Source organism: Pseudoalteromonas sp. GW168-MNA-CIBAN-0100 (assembly GCF_040309225.1).
GTDB classification, from domain to species: domain Bacteria; phylum Pseudomonadota; class Gammaproteobacteria; order Enterobacterales; family Alteromonadaceae; genus Pseudoalteromonas; species Pseudoalteromonas arctica.
On the sequence record NZ_JBEOOL010000024.1, the window covers coordinates 1 to 20363 of the forward strand.

General features: G+C 40.6%; 13 protein-coding genes and 1 pseudogene. 3 read left to right on the forward strand and 11 right to left on the reverse strand.

Annotated features, from left to right (window positions below; all coding sequences use genetic code 11):
• Window positions 1–153: 153 nt before the first annotated feature.
• From AAEY62_RS14600 to AAEY62_RS14615, 4 genes and pseudogenes are all read right to left on the reverse strand, one after another.
• Window positions 154–2115, reverse strand: a pseudogene (locus AAEY62_RS14600) (DUF2339 domain-containing protein); the annotation flags it as partial.
• Window positions 2116–2242: 127 nt separating this feature from the next.
• Entirely contained in the window at window positions 2243–3604 is a 1362-nt protein-coding gene (locus AAEY62_RS14605; RefSeq protein WP_350635214.1) for a hypothetical protein, read from the reverse strand.
• Between the two features lie 164 nt (window positions 3605–3768).
• The gene (locus AAEY62_RS14610; RefSeq protein ID WP_350635215.1) at window positions 3769–4674 is read right to left on the reverse strand and encodes a GGDEF domain-containing protein; all 906 of its coding nucleotides are present in this window, start codon (window positions 4672–4674) and stop codon (window positions 3769–3771) included.
• A gap of 97 nt (window positions 4675–4771) precedes the next feature.
• Window positions 4772–5356, reverse strand: coding sequence for a YqaA family protein (locus AAEY62_RS14615; RefSeq protein WP_010554604.1), 585 nt, complete (start codon window positions 5354–5356; stop codon window positions 4772–4774).
• A 509-nt stretch (window positions 5357–5865) separates the two neighbouring features.
• On the opposite strand from AAEY62_RS14615, the gene AAEY62_RS14620 reads away from it, so the two are divergent.
• Window positions 5866–7101: a TMEM143 family protein gene (locus AAEY62_RS14620; RefSeq protein ID WP_010554605.1), complete on the forward strand. Its 1236-nt coding sequence runs from the start codon at window positions 5866–5868 to the stop codon at window positions 7099–7101.
• An 86-nt stretch (window positions 7102–7187) separates the two neighbouring features.
• Here the strand turns inward: AAEY62_RS14620 and AAEY62_RS14625 are convergent, their stop codons facing one another.
• From AAEY62_RS14625 to AAEY62_RS14645, 5 genes are all read right to left on the reverse strand, one after another.
• Window positions 7188–10334, reverse strand: a complete 3147-nt coding sequence (locus AAEY62_RS14625) for an efflux RND transporter permease subunit (RefSeq protein ID WP_350635216.1) — start codon at window positions 10332–10334, stop codon at window positions 7188–7190.
• 8 nt (window positions 10335–10342) lie between these two features.
• Window positions 10343–11590 carry an efflux RND transporter periplasmic adaptor subunit gene (locus AAEY62_RS14630; protein WP_350635218.1) on the reverse strand — a complete coding sequence of 416 codons (1248 nt, stop codon included), beginning with the start codon at window positions 11588–11590 and terminating at the stop codon, window positions 10343–10345.
• A complete protein-coding gene (locus AAEY62_RS14635) occupies window positions 11587–12840 on the reverse strand; it encodes a TolC family protein (protein WP_350635219.1) in 1254 nt (417 codons plus the stop codon). Before AAEY62_RS14635 ends, AAEY62_RS14630 begins: the two co-directional genes overlap by 4 nt.
• Before the next feature lie 149 nt (window positions 12841–12989).
• On the reverse strand, window positions 12990–13310 hold the full coding sequence (locus AAEY62_RS14640) for a hypothetical protein (protein WP_350635221.1): 321 nt from the start codon (window positions 13308–13310) through the stop codon (window positions 12990–12992).
• Between the two features lie 80 nt (window positions 13311–13390).
• Window positions 13391–14209, reverse strand: coding sequence for an AraC family transcriptional regulator (locus AAEY62_RS14645; RefSeq protein WP_197118020.1), 819 nt, complete (start codon window positions 14207–14209; stop codon window positions 13391–13393).
• Between the two features lie 112 nt (window positions 14210–14321).
• Here AAEY62_RS14645 and AAEY62_RS14650 point away from each other — a divergent pair, with 112 nt between their 5' ends.
• Window positions 14322–17408 (forward strand): beta-galactosidase, encoded by a 3087-nt coding sequence (locus tag AAEY62_RS14650; RefSeq protein ID WP_350635223.1) that lies wholly within the window; start codon window positions 14322–14324, stop codon window positions 17406–17408.
• A 61-nt stretch (window positions 17409–17469) separates the two neighbouring features.
• On the opposite strand, the gene AAEY62_RS14655 is transcribed toward AAEY62_RS14650, so the two are convergent.
• Entirely contained in the window at window positions 17470–17916 is a 447-nt protein-coding gene (locus AAEY62_RS14655; RefSeq protein WP_350635225.1) for a DoxX family protein, read from the reverse strand.
• A gap of 217 nt (window positions 17917–18133) precedes the next feature.
• Window positions 18134–19279, reverse strand: a complete 1146-nt coding sequence (locus AAEY62_RS14660) for an iron-containing alcohol dehydrogenase (protein WP_007587207.1) — start codon at window positions 19277–19279, stop codon at window positions 18134–18136.
• Between the two features lie 184 nt (window positions 19280–19463).
• On the opposite strand from AAEY62_RS14660, the gene AAEY62_RS14665 reads away from it, so the two are divergent.
• The gene (locus tag AAEY62_RS14665; protein ID WP_350635227.1) at window positions 19464–20348 is read left to right on the forward strand and encodes an AraC family transcriptional regulator; all 885 of its coding nucleotides are present in this window, start codon (window positions 19464–19466) and stop codon (window positions 20346–20348) included.
• Window positions 20349–20363 lie beyond the last annotated feature (15 nt).

A 20363-nucleotide genomic window follows, 5' to 3' on the forward strand; every position in this document is an offset into this window, starting at 1 on the left:
GACAGGATAAGTCAGGCTTGTAGTTAGCCATAACAGTTTACCGTGGGTGAATAATATCTATTAGATCACAGCGAACACATGGATTCAAGGTTAAAAAGCAATCAATTAAAAATAGTAGGATACGTTCCTAAAAAGAGTAATTCTACAGCCTCAATGCCCTACTAACTGATAACTTGTTTCGGTTGTAATAAAAAGCGCTAAACAATGAAGGGCTGCACCTTCTAACCATACTTTTAATTGAGATGCTTTAAAGCACCTAGCTGCGGCAAAAAATAACGCAATGCATAACGGGTAAACCACTATGCTCCAATGCAAACCAAATACCGTGAGTGCATCGTAACTTGGCGTCCAAGGTGAAAGCGTAAGGCGCAGTAATAACGCAGCAACCAAGGCTTTTATAGGCCAATGTGGCATAGGCACGCTATAGCGTTTAATAAGTACGCTTATAAGTAATACTTGTACAGCAAGAGCAATGGTTAGGCCGCTGTCACTTAGTAGCATGGTAATTGCTAACGTAATATTGGCATTAGCGCCTACCCAATAAGTAAAACGCTGAAATAGCGTTGTATTATGTTGCGCGAGCTTTATTAAAATAGCTGCCACTACAAACAATACAACGGCCCAAAGTGGATATGCAGTACTTAACGCAGAATTAGGAATAAGCGTATATAAAGTCGCTATCATTACAAATACACTAAATGCCCCCGTAATATGAAACGCTAAACGCTTAATCTGTTTTTTACCGTAATAAAGCCCAAAAGCGGTAAGTAACAATCCGAGAAATAAACCCAAACCATACTCATTTTTGAATATAAAGAGTGCGTCATCAAATAGGTTTGGCGAAAGATGCGTGCGCTGAGCGCCTATCACTAATAGCGTTGAAATAACTAACGCTACACCCTGCCAAATATCCCAACGGCTATTTTTAAGGACTAAAAACAACACCAATACAATACTTAACACGCCGATTGTTTGCCACTGCATATCAAAGTGACTTATTAGCATGGTAAATATTAAGGGCGCTATAAAAGCGAGTAATAATAGGTGATCTGGAAGCACTTTAATTAAACGTTTTAAACTGTGCGGGCGATGTTCAATAACATTCAGTTTTAGACCTAAGCGCGGTATAGCAATTAACCCAATAATACTCAGTAGGGCAAACGTTCCCATTAACCAAACGGTATTAACTTTAAGTAGCGTAAAACCAACTAAATACCAGCCAATGTGCCCAGCCCATAGTAAATACCATAGCCAAATACGTTGTACTTTATGTGCAACTAACGCAGCCGACAAACTTACAAAGCCAACATACATAAATAATGCAAACAAGTTACCACTGCCAGTGCTAACCCATATTGGTACACTATAAGCGCCAATAATACCTAATACCGCTAATAATGGGCCTAACCTAAGTGCCATCGCACTTGCGCTAATTGCAATAACTGCCAATGTAAAAAATGCCACGGTAGGGCTAAGCATATCGTAGCTACTGTAGGCTAAAAGCGTTAAAGCAAAACAGGTAATAAACCCGCCGCTTGCAAGCGCTGCGGGTATGTAATTATTAAAGCCTTCAAATACAATGCGTTTATGGTGTAAATAAGCTGCGGCTGCAATTAGGCCAAGCCCAAATAAGCCGCCTAAACTCAACCTCATTACAGGCGATAGTAATCCCGCTTCTAGGCTGTATTTAGCTAAAAATATGCCCCCAAACGCAAGCGCTATTGCGCCTATCCAGGTCATCCAGTTCTCTTCAAACCCTGCGCGTAATTTATTAAATAGTAATTCTATGGCTGATGCTTCAGCTGGTTTGGCTTTTTTAGGAGGCGCTGATAGCTGATTTATTACAGGTGGCGACGCGTTTTGGGACGTTAAATTTGGCTGTGTTTTATGAGCAATTGGCTCTGATCTTGAAAGCGCTGCCTGAGCCGTAGATGCTTCACTTTGAGGTTCACTTTGCGATATCGATTTATGTGTTTGTAGATGTGTTATTTTGGCCCTTAAAACAGCAACTTCTTGTTTTAATCCATTTAACTGCACTAGCGCTATTAAGCCGCAAATAGCACCGGCAACTACAACCAGTATTACTATAACGGCTAACCCAACTAAATCATCCATGGCACACTCTTATTAATTATTATGCCCTGAGTGTACCTAATTATTAATGAGTAGGTAAATTTTGTTCAATAAAAAAGCCTAAGCGCTTGTAGGCGTTTAGGCTTTACACTACTTAAAATGTGTAAGTTTATTCAACACTATCGGTGATAGTACGCTCTAGGGTCATTTTATAACCTGAGCTTGTTGTTTCATCATGCTCTAAAATCAATATGTAGTTACCCTCTTGTGTAAAGTCCATATCGCTTTGCTGAATAAGCACAATTTGCTGGCCATTATCTTCATATACAACATAAACCGTGTAAATTTCGTTATCTACAACCTGCTCTTCTTGGTCATACTTATCTAGGCCATCGACTACGTTACTGGTGTCGTCTACCGTTTCGCCGTTAAGTGTAAAGAACACATCAACATCTGAAACCGACTGCCCTGCGTAGCTTTCAATTAGGTTTACAACCGATACCGTATGGCTGTAACTACTTGGTGTTAGGTTTTCTTCAACGCTCATCATACGTAAACCGTTATCAACGTCGTTATAAAAAATACCCACCGCACTTTGCTCACGCTCTAGCGTCATTAAAAAGTTATCAGCTAGTTTTGTACCTTCTTCGTCGTACATCGCTACGCTGTAACTATTAGGCGAAAGTTCAACATAATCTGTATAAGAGTCACTAGCAACTGTATTTGTTGTGTTTACAGTTGTACCGCGTGTAGCAGAAAAGCTTACTGGCGAGTAGTCATCAACCGTATTTATAAAACGTAATTGCCCCAGGGCAGATTGATGTTTAAGCTCAGTAACGTAGTTATTATCGGTTACTACATCAAGCGTAATACCGCCTTCTTCTGTAGCGTAACTTGGGCGGATCATTGCTACATAGCTTGCTTCGTCGTATAAATAAACAGATGACGACTCGTACACAACATCACTGCTGCCCGCTTCTGTTATGTAAATAGTGTAATAGCCTTCATCAATGCTTTGCAGATCTAACTCACTTAAATATTGAGCCGATGAAAAAAGTGTCGCGCTTTCAAATACGCCATCATCAGTTGCTAAATAAATATCGTAGTTAGTATCCTCCCCTGCAATATTGTAAAACCCTAAGTTAAACTCACCCGTATCGCTTGTAATAGGTACGCTAAGCTCTGTAAATGTAGGCTCATCAAAGTTGCCGCTCATTACTACTAACTGTGTTTTGTCGCCTTTAATAGAAATTTCTTGGTCGCTAATTGTTATATAGCTGTCGTTAGCATCTAGGTATTCAAAACTTACATCATAAGTGCCTGTGCTGTAGTTATGGCGAGTAGTTACATCGGCAAAATCAGCGCCTGAACGTTCTGTTTCTTCAACAAACAAACGTGTGTATGGGCTATTGTAAGAGCCGTTATACAATTGGATGTAACCTGTAGAGCTTGAGCTATCATCAGAGCCGCAGCCCGACAAAATAGTAATTAGACTTAAGGGTAATGCAGCTTTTAAAAGGGAGTTGGTCATTAAGGTTATTCCTTATTATTAATATCCCCATTATGACCCAAACATTCTATTTTAATTTCATGATTTACAAAGCATTACCCTCACTGACATTTCCTTACGAAAACGTTAAAAAGTGTAGTAAATGTGCAAACAATAAGGACGTGTTTTTATATAATTAAAAACGCTTACGGGGCAATTTCAAAACGATCTCGGCCATTCTTCTTAGCTAAATATAAAGCTTGATCAGCGCGCTTCATTACTTTATCTAAAGGCTCATTAGGCGTTTGCATTGCAACACCTATACTTACTGTTAAGTGGCGAGAATTTTGAACATTTATGGTGTGCGCAAGGTCAATTAATTGCTGCGAAAAATCACATGCTTGCGTCATATTATTTGTAGGCAAGTAGCCACCAAATTCTTCACCACCGAGGCGAGCAAATTTGTTTTGGTGCGTAAAAGCATTGTCGTATTTAGTTGCTAGTTCTTTAAGCACTACATCACCAACATCATGACCAAATTCATCATTAATTGCTTTAAAGTGGTCTATATCTACAATTAAAATAACGTAAGGTGAGTGCTGAGCATCTTTAGCGTGCTGATAAAAATAACGTCTGTTATGTACCTTGGTTAAATCGTCAATAATTAGCTCACGCGCTAATCGATTATTAATACTTTGTATAAAGCGCATCGTTTTAAATAAACCATAGGAAGTTAAAAGCATGCCGCTGGTTCTGCATAAATCTTCAAAATAAATACTTACCCAGTAAGGCTGTATCACTATCTCATCGATTAAATCAGCTGTATTACCCATGGACCAGAGCATTAATCCGAGAGTCGAAAATGTATATGCAAGCTTTGAAAGTTTGGAGCACTGAACCATCCAAAATAAAAAAATAAGAACAATTAAATTAATAAAATCAGTTGTAAAACCGTAAACATTATTTTGAACTTGTAGGGGAGGAAAGTTAGTTAGGGAGTAGGCTGAAAAAATAACAATATAAGCTAATAAAAATAGGCTTACAGTTTTATTTTTCCAGCTCATTTTAAAAAAATTAGAAAGCCTGATAGTGAGTTTTACAGTTTCAATCATATTAACCCTAAGCTTTTCGATACTATATTAAAAAACTATAGCACATTACCAAAAAGGCTTATTAGAATAAGGTGGTTAATAACCTTTAATAATGAGCTTAAATCACCAAGCTTAATCCCCAAACTCCTAACACAAGTAACGTTATTAAAACCATTGCCTTAGTTTTGTGTTTACTAATGATTCGCTCAGCTTCATTACCTGCATAATAAACAATAATAGCCAGACCAAAGTAACGAATAGAACGCGCAATACCCGAGGCCAACAAAAACAGCCAAATAGAGTACTTAGTCGCGCCAGCTGCAAGCATCGCTATTTGAAACGGAATAGGCACTATGCCTAGTGTTATTACAAACCAAAAACCTTGATCTTGCATTTGCTGTTTAACGTTTTCAAATTGCTCAGGGCTCGAAAACGTATTAATAATCCAATCGCCAACCGCATCAAATAAATAATAACCCAACGCATAACCAAACAATGCGCCCACTATGCAGCCCAAGGTCGCCATTAATGCTATAAGCCATAGCTTTTCACGGCGAGCTTGCATTAGCGGTACTAATACAGCTTCAAGTGGAATAGGAACTATGGTTGACTCTAAAAACGACGCCACTGTAATACCGCTAAGCATATGCTTAGAGTCAATAAAATTACGCGTTTTTTCTTTTAGCTTTTTTTGAATGGCCATAGTAAATCCTTTTCACTTATAAATAAGAACAAGAGTATTCAATAAGCCAATAATTACACATTTAGGTTAATACACGCTGAAAACAGTGTACTAAATTTATCAGGTCCTAGGGCGTATTGATCTTTGTGGATTGAAATTTGTTCAATCTAGGGGCGATTAAATCGCGGTGCGAGGTTTGTAACCTAGTGGGCTAAGTAAAAATCGAGCAAAGCTTCCGCGTCCTGCTCACGCCCCTTACCTACATCCATGCAGGCAACAAAGAGTTAATCGTCCCTAGAAAGAACCCAGAGGGCAGCGCATGTTTGGTATTTATGCTGCGTTATCGCCTTATTTATGGGGAATAACCACACTACATAGGCTCTGCCTTGCCTAAAAACCAAACACACAGCTGCAAATTCAACCACCAATGATCAATACGCCCTACTGCATTAACAAATTAGTAATATCCATAATAATATTTTATTATGTGCCCATGCAGTTAGATTCCCTATCACAGTAGTTATTAATTTATGCAAAGTGCGCGTTTTATTCCCTTTAGAAAGCAAGATATTGTTGATATGTGTAGCGAAGAGCTTAAAAGCAGTACACAAAAAACATCGTTTAAACAATTTTGCGATTTACTAGCAAGCCTTATTCATTACGATTACCACTCAACACTTGAGTCACTTAAAAACAACTACGCCCCTTTTGATCCCAACAGTGACACGCGATCGTTAGCGCCAGTATCGGCGGATCAAAAAGCGCAGTGCCAACATGAGTTTGCTAAAGATTTTGCTAAGGTGCTTAATGCCGCTAATTTTGAAGTGATCACCAATGAAGACTTACAAGATGCATTAAACGAAGAGTCACTATTTAAGGTGCGCCTTGAAGTTGAATTTGACGACTTTGAAGAAGTGGTTTTTTATCGCCGTGGCGAGTCGCAACTCACTGAAACTATTACCAGCTTTTGGGGCTTGCGTAAAAAGCCGCTGCACTTTACTAATTACGACCGTGTTGCCGTGTTTATTCGCTTTAAAGATAGCGCTTATTTTGAAGCTAAAAATAAAACGCCAATGGGATTTGAGCCAAGCTCAACCATAGTAAAGCTGTTTCAAAATGTGCCAAAGGCCGATCTCGAAATGCTATTTCCTAATAGCGAAGTACGCATGCGCCCTATTGATAAAGCAATTATTGGCTCATCGGCTTTAGTTGGCGGTGCAGTGGTACTTATAACTAAACTTGGCGCATCAATCGTATTATTGCTTGCTCTGTTTGCTTTTTGGGGTGGTTTTAGAAGTGAAGCTGTAGAAATGACCCAACAACATTTTATTACCTTTGCTATTGGCATGGGAGTATTTGGCAGCTTTATTTTTAAAGAATGGAGTAAGTTTAAAAACCGTAAAATTAAATTTATGAAAGCGCTTAGCGATAACCTCTACTTTAAAAACCTTGATAATAACGCGGGTGTTTTTCACACGCTTATTGACGCTGCCGAAGAAGAAGACATAAAAGAAGCCCTGCTTGCGTATACCTTTTTACTAAAATCAGAAAGCGGCTTAACCGCCCAAACGCTTGATGAACAAATAGAGCATTGGTTTAAAAGCAAATACCAGTGCGATCTTGATTTTGAAATTAGCGACGCACTTGAAAAGCTGGTACGTATGCGTTTGGTAACGTGCACTAGTGATGTGTATAGCGCAATAAATTTAGAACACGCAAAAACGATATTAGATGAGCGTTGGGATAATCTGTTTCAATATAATTAATGTAGTATTTTTGCTAAATAATACCCAAATAAAAAAGCAGCTGTAAGTACAGCTGCTTTTTTTATTACATTATCAATAGCTAGTATTTAAGCTAATTCAGCTTCTGTTTTTTTAGTAAATTTAGAATGTACTAACTTATAAAGCGCGGGCAAAATTAACAATGTCAGTAGAGTTGATGAAATAATCCCGCCAACCACTACTGTCGCGAGAGGTTTTTGCATTTCAGAACCCGTTCCCGAATTAAGCGCCATAGGTATAAAGCCTAAACTTGCCACCAGCGCCGTCATCAGTACTGGGCGCAAGCGCTGTAGTGCACCGCTGTGAATTGCATCAAACAAACTTAAACCATCGCTTCGTAACTGCTTAATAAACGACAGCATAACCACGCCGTTTAATACCGCTACACCACTTAGGGCAATAAAGCCGACACCCGCTGAGATTGAAAGCGGCATATCGCGCAACAATAACGCAAGCACACCACCCGTTAATGCCAGTGGCACACCACTAAATATAATCAATGAATCACGAAGCGATCCAAAGGCGCTATACAGTAAGCCAAATATAAGCAATAAAGTGACCGGCACAACTAATGATAATCGCTTACTTGCCGATTGTAGCTGCTCAAACGTGCCGCCGTATTCAAGCCAATAGCCACTTGGTAAATTAAGTGATTCATTCATGCTCGCTTGCGCATCACTTACAAAGCTTGCTAAATCGCGCCCCTCTACATTGGCAGTTACCACGACGTTGCGCTTACCACTTTCGCGGTTTATTTGATTAGGCCCTTTTTCAATGCTGATTGTCGCTACTTCGCCAAGCGGTACAAATGCAAGTTCTGGGTTACTATCTATAGGTAAAGCAACTGGCAAACGAGCAAGTGCTGATACATCGCTAGACCAACGTTTATCAAGGCGTACTAATAACGAAAAACGTTTATCGCCTTCGTAAATTAGTCCGGTTTGCACACCACCAACAGCGGCGGCAAGTGTTTGTTGAATATCGTTTACGCTTAAACCCAATAACGCCATGTGGTCGCGCATTGGTGTTACCGAAAGTGTTGGCAATCCTTCCATTTGCTCCAAACGTACATCGGTAGCGCCTGCAATATTACGCATTAGCCCTGTGGCTTTTTCGCCAAACTCTTTAAGTACGCTTAAGTCGTCACCATAAATACGCAGTGCCACATCGGCGCGCACGCCAGCAATTAACTCGTTAAAGCGCATTTCTATTGGTTGTGTAAATTCGTAATTATTACCCGGGACATCGTTAACACGGGTACGAATTTGTTGAACCAACTCTGCTTTAGTGAGTGCTGGATTAGGCCACTCATCTTGCGGTTTGAGTATTAAAAAAGTATCGGCAACATTGGGCGGCATAGGATCGCTTGCTACATCGGCAGTACCAATTTTTGAAAATACGTTAGCAACCTCAGGCTGATCTAATATGGCTTGTTCAAGTTCTTTTTGCATTTGCACAGATTGCTCAATACCAGTGCCAGTAATGCGCAGCGCGTGCATAGCAATATCGCCCTCATCAAGTTTCGGTAAAAATTCTGCGCCCATGTTTTTAACTTTAAAACCAAGCACCAATACTAATGCCGTGGCAATACCCACCATCAGCCACGGTAATTTAAGCGATATACCAAGTAATGGCTTATACACTTTTTTAACGCCGCGCATGACTGCATTTTCGGTTTCATCAACCTTACCGCGAACAAACACTGCAATAGCAGCCGGTACAAATGTAACGCTAAATATAAGCGCGCCAATTAACGCCGCAACTACAGTAAACGCCATTGGCTGAAACATTTTGCCTTCAACGCCGCTTAGTGCAAATAAAGGTAAGTAAACCAGCATAATAATAACAATGCCAAATACAGCCGGTGTAAATACTTCTTTGGTGGCTGCGGTCACTACATTTAAACGCTCGTTTAAAGTAAGTAGCCTGCCATGTTTATGCTGAGCTACACCGAGTTGGCGCAGGCAGTTTTCAACTACAATTACAGCACCATCAACAATTAAACCAAAGTCGATTGCGCCTAAACTCATTAGGTTACCCGATACGCGATTACCTACCATACCTGTAACGGCAAACAACATACTCAACGGAATAACCATTGCCGTAATAAGCGCGCCCGTTACATTACCCAGCAGTAATAGCAAAATTACTATCACTAAAATGGCACCTTCAAATAAGTTGGTTTGCACGGTTGCTATGGTTTTATCAACAAGAGTAGTACGGTCGTAAACTGCCTCAACAATAACGCCAGCGGGTAAGCTTTTTTGCACATCAACTAACTTATCAGCCATAGCTTTTGCCACTACGCGGCTGTTTTCGCCAATTAGCATCATGGCGGTGCCGAGCACGGTTTCTTCGCCGTTATAAGTGGCCGCGCCGGTTCTAAGCTCTTTGCCTAAAAGCACGTTAGCCACATCTTTAATGCGTACAGGTGCATCGTCGCGCTTAGCTATAACGGTATTGGCTATGTCATCAATGGTTTTTAACTGCCCTGGCGAGCGTACTAAATATTGCCCATCAAAACGCTCAATATAGCCTGCGCCTCGGTTACTGTTATTAACCTCAAGTGCACTAATTACATCGCTAATAGTAAGCTTATAGGCAATGAGTTTTTCGGGTACTGGCGCTACTTGGTATTGGCGCTCAAAACCACCTTGGCTGTTTATTTCGGTTACGCCTTTTACTTTTAAAAGCTGCGGACGAATAACCCAATCTTGCAAAGTACGTAAGTCTTCGGCGTTGTAGGCGGTGCCATCTTCTTTTAACGCATTAGGCGCGGCGTGCACACTGTAAGTAAATATTTCGCCTAAACCACTGGCAATAGGACCCAAGTTTGGCTCTACGTTATTAGGTAAGTCGGAGCGAATACTTTGAATACGCTCACCAATTTGCTGACGCGCCCAATAAATATCGGTGCCTTCATTAAAAATAACCGTTACTTGTGAAAGCCCATAACGCGAAAGCGAACGGGTGTAGTCAAGCTTAGGTATGCCCGCCATGGCGGTTTCTACCAAATAGGTAATGCGTTGCTCTACCTCTAATGGCGTAAAGCCCTGCGCTTTGGTATTAATTTGCACTTGTACGTTTGTTATATCGGGTACTGCGTCTACTGCTAAATTTTGAATGTTGTATACACCAAATCCAGCAAATAAAAATGTAAGCGCAAGCACCAGCATGCGGCGTTTAACCGCAAAAGAAACTATCCAATTAATCATGGTGCCTCCTAGTGAGCGTGGCTTGCGCCGCTTTTTAAAATATCAGCTTTAATGACATAACTATTGTCTGTTACGTATTCGCTACCTGCGTTTAAGCCTGTAAGTACTTCTACCCACTCGCTATTTTTTGCACCTAAGGTAACGGGACGCACTTCAAATACATTATTTTTACGAACAAACACACTGGGTTGACCGTTAAATTCTTGAATTGCTTGTGGCTTAACACGCACGCTGGCATTTATTTTAGCCACACTTACATCGCTATTTATATGCATGCCTGGGCGCCAATGCCCGTCTGGGTTATTAAGCTCTATACGGGCACGCGCTATGTGCCCGCCAGTCATCATTGGGGCTATAAAAAACACTTTGCCTTGCGTATTTAAATGGTGATGTAAGTCGTACACCTTAGCGCTTTGACCAATGGCTAGTTTTTCAATATTTTCAGGAAAAGCAGATAACTCAACCCATACTTTATTAAGGTTAACTACCTGCATCAGTGCGCTGGTGCTTGCAAGCTCGCCACGCTTTAAGTATTGCTCGGTTACAACGCCGCTAATAGGGCTTTTAATAGGGTAGTTTTGCAGTGTTTCACGGTTGGTTACATTGGCAAGTACTTCGCCTTTTTTAACGTTTTGACCAATGCTTACAAAAATATCACTGATCAATCCGGCATACGGCGCCATTACTTCTACCGTGCCATGTTGTGTTGGTGCAATAACGCCAAAAAGCGTATCGGTAATATCCACTTCACCACTTTGCGCTATCTCGGTTTTAATGCCTGCGCGCTCAATAGCTCGCTCTGTTAACGTGGTACGGCCTTCGTGTTGGTCGTATTCATAGCTAATGCTCTCGCCTTTATAATTAGCAGTAACGGTAAGTGCAAACGAATGCGGTTCGTTAATTGATTGAGTGCTAACAAGGTAGTCGCCCTCAGCTGCAAACTGTATATTTTGCGGCGCTTCAACTAAGCGCTTTAAACTCATTGTTATGTTTAAGTCGTTTATATTAATCGATTTATTTTGCTTATAGCCGTATACACGTAGCTCAACATTACCTGCAAATTCTTGCAATTTAAGCTCAAGGGTTAATTTAGGGTCAGTTAATAAAAAGCCGCCGTGTGGACCTTGCTTTTGCTCGTGTTGTTCTGTTTCTTTATGACCTGACTCGCCATGCTCAGCAGAGGCAAATACATCTGTGCTTACAAAGCTGCTGGCAAACGAAAGTGATACTAGTAATGCGATTATATTTTTATTCATGATTGATGAGTCTCAATTAAAGATTGGCCTGTTAAACGCTCAAGAGTAAGTAGCACTTGGTACAGCTCTGCGTGAGTTGTAATAAGTGTGCGTTTAGAATCAAAAAGTGCTTGTTGAGCATCAAGCAATTGCAACACCGAAATTTGTCCGCGTTGATAACTTTTTAAGCTTTGCTCGATCAATGTTTGTGCCTGAGGAATAATTTGATCAGATAATAGCTTTGCCTGATTAGCTCGACCTTGATAATAAGCGTACAAAGTACGTACTTGCTGGCGTAGCTGGATGCGCAATTGCCCTTGCTGCTCATTTAAAAGCATGAGCTGACTATTTGCAGCTGCAATATTTCCGCTATTTGAATTACTTAATTGCAGTGGCATAGAAAACGAAAACACTAATGAGCTGGAGTCGCTTTGTTGGTTATAGCGCACGCCTCCCTCTACATTAATATCGCTTTGTCCGTTTGCTTTTTGCAGTGTTAAATTAGCTGTTTGCTGTAAATATTGCTGTTGTAATAATGCAAATTCAGGGGCTTGGTTAACCGCATCTAAAAGTGCTTGCGCTGATTTAAGCGCAGTAATTACATTAATATTGCCAGCAAAAGTATCGTAGGGTTGCTCCTCACTCCACAGCTCGTTAAGCGATAAACTTGCTCGCTCAAATTCACTATTAAGCATGGCTTTATCAAGCTCTACTTGGCTAAGTGCATAACGCATGCGCGTCACATCGGCTTGCGACGCAGCACCCGCATTGGCTCTTTGCTCAATCGCTTTAAGCGCTTGGATAACGACCTGTTTACGCTCGTTGTTTAAACTTAATAATGTTTGAAATTTAAGCCCTTGATAGTATCGCTCAGCAGTGGTTGCCAATAACGCTAAACGGGTATTTTGATACTGTATTGCTTGGGCTTTAATATTGGCGGTTGCGTAATTAATACGGTGTTGCCGCTTATCGCCCAGCTCTATTAGTTGGCTAAGCCCGAGCGTTATTTCAGCGCCTTGAATGCCACGCGCCTTGTTAGTACCCAGTAAGTTTTCGGCTTCAACATTCAATACAGGATTAGGCGAAAGTGCAGCTTGAGATTTAAGCGCACTCAATATTTTTTGATGATAAGGGTAGCGTTTTAATACCAGATTTTGTTGTTCGGTATTACTCAGTGCCTGCTTAAGGGTTAATGTTTTAACATTCGCCAAAGTACTAAAAGCAGGTAGCGCGCACATTAGCGCCACCAACATAATTGGTTTTTTATTCATATAGCGTGTCCGTTTTTTAACAAACAGAGTTAACTTAATTACTACGCCTATTTTAAAAACAAGCGCGATCAAGCAACCTAAATATGTAAATAACTAGCCTAATAGCGCACAAGCGCAGGCAGTTTTTACAAAGTGTTTAAAATTAGAAACTAGCTATAAAAATTTGGTGGCGGTACATCTGGCGGGTAATTTAACCCGTTATAGCACGCAGGCGAAGTTGCTTTACTTTGCTCTGGGCTTATTGAATGGCTAGAGGTGCTGTTGTAGCCACAATGGCAATGTTGGTGGGCATGAATTTCGGTAGTTGATGTTTTATTGCTTTGGTTATCATCGGCTGTGGAGTCGCCTTGCGATAACGAACTGGTTACGTGATCAACGTCTTCTTGCAAATGATACGCAGCGCCATCACAGCTAATAAAGCTGTGTACAAGCACTAATAATATCACTATTAAAAAACGGTTTGAGCGCATTACCTACCTAAAACTCTAAAATGCAATTTAAGAAATCGCACAATACCTTAAATTTATTCAAATGTAGAGAGCCCTTAACGTTATTTTCTAAATTCGCTTGGCGACACACCTACCGACTTCTTAAAACGTTTGGAAAAATTAAAAATATTAGAGTACCCCACATAACTTGCCACATGCGAAATTGGCCAAGCCGTGTTTAACAGTAAGTTTTTAGCTCGCTCAATGCGTAAATAAATAAGTTGTTGTATTGGGCTTTTACCAAATTGCGCTTGGCATAAACGATGCAAATGCGGCGATGAGTAATGCACATGTTCGCACATTGCCTCTATTGTCCAATCAAACTGCAAGCGCTTATCTACCTCTTCAAACAGACTAATTAAACGATTATGCGCCGCACCCTGAGAGTTATTTTGCAGCGTAGCATTTAAGTAATGACTTAAAATAGGCGTTACGCTTTCGCGTAAATTAGCATTGGGCTCGCTGTATAAAAGCTCCATAGCAAGGTGTAACGGTTCAAGTTTTTGCTCGGTTAGTACCAGTGCTTGCGCTAAGTTTAAATGCTGCCAACGTTTAGTATTTGCAAGGTTTAACCAAATAACATCCCAATGTTCAGCATCAATTTTCACTTCAAAGCTTTGCTTTGCTGGTAGCACAATAAGTGTATTGGCATTAAGTGTGTACTGCTCATTATGTGTTGTTAATTTACCCTGCCCTGCAAGTGTATAAAAAAGTGTATGTTCTAGCGGTGCTGAGCGTGCTACGCAATAACGACCCGATAGGTTTGAGCAACCCGCAAGTGCTATTTCAAGGTTTGGCATTTGCGCGAGCGTTTGTGAATCAATAAAGCGTTCTATACAGCGCGGACCAATATCGAGTATGTCTTTAATGTTATAGCGCATAATTACAATGATAGTTTTGGATAAATAAAGGAGAGCTTTAAGCATAACCCCTGTGATTATTTTTAGCTATATTTAGCACATTATAATTGCCCGCTTATGCAATAGGATAAACATGACCTCTTTACAGCACATAATTAATCGCCGCGATTGGGAAAACCCAATCTCAGTACAAGTTAATCAAGTAAAAGCGCACAGCCCACTCAATGGTTTTAAAAGCGTTGAACATGCCCGTACTAACACACAATCGCAAAAACAAAGTTTAAACGGTCAGTGGGACTTTAAATTATTTGATAAACCCGAAGCGGTTGATGAATCGTTGCTAAGTGAAACACTAAACAGCAACTGGCAAAGTATTACAGTGCCTTCTAACTGGCAATTACACGGCTTTGATAAACCTATTTACTGTAATGTTAAGTACCCATTTGCAGTTAACCCGCCTTTTGTACCAAGCGACAACCCTACAGGCTGTTACCGCACTGAATTTAATATAAGCGAAAGTCAGCTAACTCAGCGTAATCATATTATTTTTGAAGGCGTTAACTCGGCGTTTCACCTGTGGTGTAACGGGCAATGGGTGGGTTATTCACAAGATAGCCGCTTACCGAGCGAGTTTGATTTAAGCGAACTGTTAGTTGCAGGCACTAACCGTATTGCCGTTATGGTTATTCGTTGGAGCGATGGCAGTTATTTAGAAGATCAGGACATGTGGTGGCTAAGCGGTATTTTTCGCGATGTTAACTTACTTACAAAACCACAAAACCAAATACGTGATGTGTTTATAACCCCCGATTTAGACGCTTGCTATCGCGATGCAACGCTACATATAAAAACGGCGATTAATGCGCCGAATAACTATCAAATAGCAGTGCAAGTTTTTGATGGCGAACAGGCGCTATGTGAGCTGCAAATTCAAAGTACTAACAATAAACGTGTTGATGAAAAAGGTGGCTGGAGCGATGTTGTATTTCAAACAATTGATATACAAAGCCCTAAAAAATGGACCGCCGAAACCCCGTACTTATACCGCTGCGTTGTGAGTCTGCTTGATGATCAAGGCAATACCATCGACGTTGAAGCTTATAACATTGGCTTTAGAAAAGTAGAAATGCTTAACGGGCAGCTTTGCTTAAACGGCAAACCGCTACTTATTCGCGGTGTTAACCGCCACGAACACCACCCAGAAAACGGCCATACAGTTACTACCGCCGATATGATTGAAGATATTAAGCTGATGAAGCAAAATAACTTTAATGCCGTGCGTACTGCTCATTACCCTAACCACCCTCGTTTTTACGAACTATGTGACGAGCTAGGTTTATACGTAGTTGATGAAGCAAATATAGAAACCCATGGCATGTTTCCTATGGGGCGTTTAGCTAGCGATCCGCAGTGGGCTGGTGCATTTATGTCGCGTTATACACAAATGGTTGAGCGCGATAAAAACCACGCCTCAATTATTATTTGGTCACTAGGAAACGAATGCGGACACGGCGCAAATCATGATGCCATGTACGGCTGGTCAAAAAGCTTTGACCCCTCTCGCCCAGTGCAATACGAAGGCGGCGGCGCAAATACAACGGCTACCGACATTATTTGCCCAATGTACGCCCGTGTAGATACCGATATTAAAGACGATGCGGTACCTAAATACTCTATTAAAAAGTGGCTAAGCCTACCAGGTGAAACTCGCCCGCTTATTTTATGTGAATACGCCCATGCAATGGGCAACAGCCTAGGTAGTTTTGACGATTACTGGCAGGCATTTAGAGAATACCCACGCCTACAAGGTGGCTTTATTTGGGATTGGGTAGACCAAGGTTTATCTAAAACTGACGAAAACGGCAAGCATTATTGGGCTTACGGTGGCGATTTTGGTGATGAACTAAATGACCGTCAATTTTGTATAAACGGGTTATTGTTCCCAGACCGCACGCCACACCCTAGCCTGTTTGAAGCTAAATACAGCCAGCAGCATTTACAATTTACGCTGCGCGAGCAAAATCAAAACCAATACACCATTGATATATTAAGCGATTACGTATTTAGACACACCGATAACGAAAAACTGGTTTGGCAACTAATGCAAAATGGCATCTGTGTTGAGCAAGGCGAGCATGTACTTAATATTGCCCCGCAAAGTACGCACACGTTAACGATTAAAACTAAAACAGCGTTTGAGCAAGGTGCGCAATATTACCTTAATTTAGATGTAGCACTAATTAACGACTCACACTTTGCAAACGCTCAACATATTATGGATACCGAACAATTTAAGCTTATAAATAGTAATAATTTAAGCAGTAAGTCATTTGCATCATCATCTGAGCAAAACGCTATAAGTGTTAATGAAACCGACTCTCAACTAAGTATTGAAAACGATAAATTTAAACTGATTTTTAATCAACAATCAGGGCTTATAGAGCAGTGGTTACAAAACGATACTCAGGTTATTAGTAGCCCACTGGTTGATAACTTTTATCGTGCCCCACTTGATAACGACATTGGTGTAAGCGAAGTAGACAACCTAGACCCCAATGCATGGGAGGCTCGTTGGTTGCGTGCAGGTATAGGGCAATGGCAGCGCACATGCAGCTCGATTCACGCAGTGCAATCAAGTGTTGATGTACGTATTACTTGTGTATTTAATTACGAGTTTAATGGCGTGCTACAGGCTCAAACACAGTGGCTATATACACTAAATAATACCGGCAATATTAGCTTAAATATTGACGTGCACTTAAACGATACTCTGCCGCCAATGCCGCGTATAGGGCTAAGCACAACGCTTAACAAGCAAAGCGATACAAAAGTAAACTGGCTAGGTTTAGGGCCTTTTGAAAACTACCCAGATCGCAAAGCCGCAGCACGTTTAGGTTATTACAGCTTGAGCTTAAATGAGCTACATACACCGTATATATTTCCAACTGATAATGGCCTGCGTAGCGATTGCCAATTGCTGAGTATTAATAACTTAACTGTAACTGGCGCGTTTTTGTTTGCAGCCAGCGAGTATTCGCAAAGTACGCTAACGCAAGCAAAGCACACTAACGAACTAATTGCTGATGATTGCGTACATGTACACATTGATCATCAACATATGGGCGTAGGTGGCGATGATTCATGGAGCCCAAGTACTCACAAAGAGTATTTACTTGAGCAAAAGCAGTACAGTTATTCTTTAACTTTTTCAGCTAAATAATTTAGTAGTTAACCTACAAAAACAGCGGCCAAATTGGCCGCTATTCTTCAATTAATAAACTCTATTTTTTAGCTAGCTTTTTAACTAATACGTTATCAAGCGAAAAGCTTCCCGCTCCTTGAATTGCTAAAACTACAGTTACTACAAGTAACGTTAATGCGTATTCATAGCCATTGTTTGCCATAAATAAGCCATTACTAATATGTACGCTAAAAATAGCAATCATCATAGTAAAGCCGGCAACTATAGCTGCTGGGCGAGTTAACAATCCAATTGCTAATGCAATGCCACCAAAAAACTCAGCGCTACCTGCCATCATTGCTAACCAATAGCCAGGCTCTAAACCAATACTCGCCATCCATTGACCTGTACCTTCAAGCCCGTAACCGCCAAACCAAGCAAATAGTTTTTGTGCACCATGCGCCGCTAAAATAAGGCCAACTGGTACTCGTAAAATTAATGCTGCTACGCCTGCTTTTGAGCTAAGTAATGTGTTTAGTAATTTCATGAGTTTAGTCCTGTTTTAATTTATTTAATCGTTAGATTTTTCCTAACCGTTGAGCACAGTTTACTATCATCATTAAAAAACATTAATACAGACTTTATTGGTTAATTAGCAACACAGTATTTATAATAAACCATAAAAAAACCGCCAACCTAAAGGTCGACGGTTTTTTATTAACGCTAAAACTTAGTATATTTAAGTAAGCGCTTAGCTTTGAAAATTAAGCAACTGCTTGCTCTAAAATTTCGCGGCTTTCTTTAAGCGTAATAGCTTGGTTTTCACCAAGTGCCAGCATGCCGTGTGCTTCAAGTTTGCCAATAATATTGTCAATAGCAGCGGCTTTATCATCGCCATGCTCAGTAAGCTGGGTCGCTACGTCAAGGCTGTGGTAAAACGCTTCGATTGCTAAAATTGTTTTCTCAGCTAAATCGTCAGATTGCTCAAGACCAAATACGTTTTTACCCATTTGCTCTAGTTTTGCTTTTTTAACTGCAAATTGGTTGCGTAGTAAAGAAGGCTGAACAATAGCAAGTGAACGAGCATGATCAACGCCGTAAGCGGCTGTAAGCTCGTGGCCAATCATGTGTGTTGCCCAATCTTGCGATACACCAGAACCAATCAAACCATTAAGTGCTTGGTTAGCTGCCCACATAAGGTTTGCACGCCATGCGTCGTCTTGGTTTTCAAAGTTATCGCCCAGTGTTTTAAGCGTTCTTAAAAGTGCCTCTGCGTAACCTTCTTGAACCAATGCTGTTTCAGGGAATGTTAGGTACTGCTCACAGGTATGAACCCATGCATCTACTAATCCATTCACAAGTTGGCGCTGTGGTAATGTTTTCATTACATCAGGGTCCATAATCGCAAATTTAGGAAGTACTTCTGGTGATGCAAACGGTAGTTTTTGCTTTGTTGCTTCTTTGCTCACAACTGAGTTTTGGTTAGACTCTGAACCCGTTGCAGGCAATGTTAATATTGCACCAATTGGTAATGCGCTAGTAATAGTGTGCTTACCAGTAGGAATATCCCAACCTTCGCCATCATAAACTGCAGATGCTGCAATGTATTTAACGCCGTCGATTACTGAACCGCCGCCTACACCTAGTACAAAGTCGATGCCTTGTTCTTTACAAATTTTTACTGCTTGGTCTAGTACTTCTATAGTTGGGTTAGCGCCAACACCCGAAAACTCAACCCAGTCAAAGCCTTCAAGTGCTGCTGCAACTTGGTCGTACACGCCGTTCTTTTTAATTGAACCGCCGCCGTACACTACAAGTACTTTTTGATCCTTTGCGATCAAATCAGTTAGTGAGGCAATTTGTTCTTGGCCGAACTGGATAAGTGTTGGGTTTACGTAGCTAAATTTCATTATTTTGCTCCTAGGTGACGGTTAAATACTAAATAGAATGCTTAGTTACTAACTAAGCTAAACTTCAATGAGTGCATATTAGTGGCAAAACAAACATAAAAAAAGCCCAATAACTCGCAAAAGCTTGCCTAAAACTGTCAAGATTGATATTTTACGCAAAATTCGTACGATAGTAGAAGTTTTAATGTCCTCAATAGCCAACATGATGCAAAAATTTGCAGAGCACAATAATTTACTTAACTTTGAAGGCAACATGGAAACCATTATTCCAGGTGTGTATTTTCATCGTGCAAGTAAAAGCTCGCCGCGCCAACCACTTATATATAACTCAGGTATTATTATTGTTGGGCAAGGACATAAGATAATTCATTTTCCTGATCATCAAATAAAATATGGTGAAGGCGACTACCTTGTTTTAGGTGTACCTGTGCCACTTGAATGCGAAGCTTTTACCGATAACAACCTGCCTGTTATGGGGATTGTTATAGATATAAACCCGGTAATGTTACATAAATTAGTAAACCAAATTGGTACACATAAGCCATTCACCACTGGGCAAATGAGTGGCGTTCAATCGGCTAAAATAGATGGCGCAATGGAGCAAGTAACCCACCGTTTACTTAGCGTGCTTAATAACCCCATTGAGGCTGACGTTTTTGGCGAAGATATAGTAAAAGAATTAGTATATCGTGTACTTTGTGGTCCACAAGGACATACTTTAATAGGGCTTGCTATGCATGATGGGCATTATGCACGTATCGCCCGTACGCTCTCAACTATGCACAGTAGTTATGCCAATCAAATTACAGTTGAAGGATTAGCTGAAGATGTAAACATGAGCTTATCGTCGTTCCATCGTGCTTTTAGGCAAGTAACGTTTGAGTCACCTTTGCAGTATTTAAAAAAAGTACGCTTAGCTAAAGCTAAAGAGCTTATAACCAGTAGTGGAAGCAAAGCCAACGAAGCTGCATTAAAGGTTGGCTATACCAGCCCATCGCAATTTAGCCGCGAATTTAAACGCCACTTTAATAAAACCCCCAGTGAAATGTTAATTCAACTACATAACTAGGTAATGGCTTTAGAT